This is a genomic window from Frankia tisae, assembly GCF_025403405.1.
Taxonomy (GTDB): domain Bacteria; phylum Actinomycetota; class Actinomycetes; order Frankiales; family Frankiaceae; genus Frankia; species Frankia tisai.
This window is the reverse complement of record NZ_JANEZT010000568.1, coordinates 1-2,789: the sequence shown is the minus strand read 5'-3', so window position 1 is coordinate 2,789 and position 2,789 is coordinate 1. Positions and strand designations below refer to the sequence as shown.

Here is a 2,789-nt window from a genome sequence, read left to right as displayed (position 1 = left end):
GCAGGAACGACCGCCGCCCCCGCCGTCAGGACGTCGACCACGTCGAGGACCTGGATCGTCGCCGTGGCGCGGGGAGCGGGCAGGTCGGTCCGAGCGGCGGGTGGCGCCGGGACCGAACCGGTGGCGAGCAGCACGGCGTGGCCAGCGGCCCGGTGCCGGTCGATCTCCTCGGTGCCGATGTCGGTGTTCAGGCAGATCCGTACCCCGAGCCGGTGACACTCGGCCGCCCACCAGTCGGTCAGCCGAGCCAGCCGATCGCGCCCGGCCCCCCGGGCCGCGATCCGCAGCGTCCCGCCCAGCCGGGCGGTGCGCTCGGCCAGCCGGACGCGGTGCCCGCGGGTGGCCAGCACGCGCGCGGCCTCCAATCCGGCCGGGCCGCCGCCGACGACGAGGACGTCCACCGGCGTCGCGGCCTGCCGGTGCAGTGGGGGTTCGACGGTCTCGTGGCCGCTGGCGGGTTCGCCGATGCAGCTCACCAGCGGGTTGCGGACATCCCGGACCTGGCAGGCCTGATTGCACAGCACGCAGGGACGCACGCGATGACCCTGGCCCGCGCGGACCAGCGCCACCAGATCCGGCTCCGCGATCAGCGCGCGCGTCATCTCCACCACGTCCGCGGCCGCGGTGCCGAGGGCTCGTTCGGCGTCGGCGACGTCCACCACACTGCCCTGCAGCACGACGGGCACCCGGCCGCCGGCGGCGCGGCGCATCCGGCGGGCGAGATCGGTGTTGAAGGCAGGTGGGGTGGCCGCGTCGGGCCGGTACGCGCCCGTCGCGAACGGGCCGCCTCGGACCACGACAAGCAGGTCGACGAGGTCGGCGAGCGCGGCCACCTGGCCGGCCGCCTGCTGCGGGGTGACGCCCGCCCAGGGCGCCAGTTCGTCGCAGCACAACCGAAGGCCGAGGATCCGCGCGTCGCCGATGGTCGCACGGACCGCCGCAAGGACCTCGCGGGTGAGGCGGAGCCGGTCCTGGCCGTAGCCGTCGGCGCGCCGGTTCGTCAGCCCCGAGTGGAACTGCCGCAGCAGGGAGAACACCCCGGCGTCGATCTCCACCCCGCCGAGCCCGGCCGCCATCGCCCGGCCGGCCCCGGCGGCGAAGCCCGCGACGATGCCCGCGATGGTGGTCTGGTCCAGTTCGGCGGGTACCTCCCGGCTCACCACGTCGGCTACCGGGGAGGGAGCCCACAGCGGCTGCTGCGACCATGCGCTCGACCCCTGCCCGCCGGCGTGGCCCAGGCCGGCGAGCACCACGGTCCCGTGCGGGCGGACCGCCTGGGCCAGGGCCGCCCAACCGGGCTCACAGTCGGCGGCGAGCGGGGCCCGTTCGTAGGGCCAGTCGTCGGAGGTGACCGAGGCGGTCTCGGTGACGATCAGGCCGGCTCCGCCCGCCGCCCGCCGCTCGTAGTAGGCGACGTGCCGCTCGGACAGCGCCCGCCCTCGGCCCAGGTTGGTCTCATGCGGTCCGAACAGGACCCGGGAAGGCGCGCGCAGTCCGGCGCGCAGCACGATCGGCTGGCTCAACCGGGTGGCCGTCACCACCGCTCGAACGGGCGGTGTACCCGCCGCTTCCGCGGGCCGCATGGATCTCCTCTACGGTGATGGCGGGGCGCGTGGGGCGGGCAGAGGCGGTAGGACCGGCATGCCGGTGATGCGGCCCGCCCGCCGGCTGCTGCCCGCCGCCCTGGACATTAGTGGCACTCGATGTCGAAAGTGAAGTGGGGTGAGGGGCGAGTGGTGCCCGTCGTTGTGACCACGGGTGTCGACGGCCGACGCACCGGCCGCCGGCCCGCCACCAGTGCGGCAGAGCTCGAGCACCTCGCCCTGCAGATGTTCACCAAGCGGGGTTTCGAGGAGACCACCGTCGACGACATCGCCCGCGCAGCCGGGATCGGGCGGCGGACCTTCTTCCGCTACTTCGCCTCCAAGAACGATGTCCCCTGGGGTGACTTCGACGGCCAGCTCGAGGTCATGCGTGCCTCGCTGGCGGCCGCGACGGCGGGCGAACCGATGCTTGCCGTCCTGCGCCGGGCGATTCTCGACTTCAACACCTATCCGCCCGCGGAGGGCGACTGGCTACGCCGCCGGATGACGCTCATCCTGCGCACCCCTGCCCTGCAGGCACACTCGACGCTGCGCTATGCAAGCTGGCGTGGCGTCATCGCCGAATTCGTCGCCCGCCGGGCCGGTCAACCAGTGGACGCCCTGGCGCCGCAGGCGGTCGCGGCGACGCATCTCGGGGTCTCGGTCGCCGCGTACGAGCAGTGGCTGCGAGCGGAGGGCGCGGACCTGGTCGCACTCCTCGACGAGGCGCTCGGGCTGCTTGCGACCGGTTTCCAGGCGATCTGACGGCCGGCCGGCCGTAGCTCCCCCTGGCGATCCGCCCACGCGCGCCGCGACAGAAAGTAGCCGCATCATTGCGTTGAGCGGTAGCGCTGTGGCACCGAAGCTGCGAGGCTGTGCACCCATCGACGCAGTCCGATGACTCTTCGGAGCTGACGGCCGGCTGGTTGACGGGGAGGAAGCGCTCCATGGCAAGCACGAGCTCCAGGAACGGCGCCGGGCCGAGCAGCGCTGGTACGGATGAGAGCACCATCGCCGGGGCCTCGGCCAGCCCGAGCGCCGCGCACCCCTCGGGATCGCCCGCCGGCGATGCCGCGCCGGGCGATAAGAGCTCGCAGCCGGGCCCGGCCTCTGCGGGGTCGTCCGCGCCCCAGGCCAGCTCGACCAGCACATCTCCCGGCACGACCGGGGCAGGCGTTTCGGGTGCCCGATCCGGCGGCTCGGGGT

At 74.2% G+C, this 2,789-nt stretch carries 2 protein-coding genes; one reads left to right on the top strand and one right to left on the bottom strand.

All coding sequences use genetic code 11. The features are described from left to right. The coding region (locus tag NBZ85_RS29910) for a mycofactocin system FadH/OYE family oxidoreductase 1 (protein WP_261563284.1) at positions 1 to 1,583 on the bottom strand (1,583 nt) is incomplete at its 3' end. A 153-nt stretch (positions 1,584 to 1,736) separates the two neighbouring features. Here NBZ85_RS29910 and mftR point away from each other — a divergent pair. After that, positions 1,737 to 2,348: a mycofactocin system transcriptional regulator MftR gene (mftR, locus tag NBZ85_RS29905; protein ID WP_235947229.1), complete on the top strand. Its 612-nt coding sequence runs from the start codon at positions 1,737 to 1,739 to the stop codon at positions 2,346 to 2,348. The last annotated feature ends 441 nt before the right edge of the window (positions 2,349 to 2,789 follow it).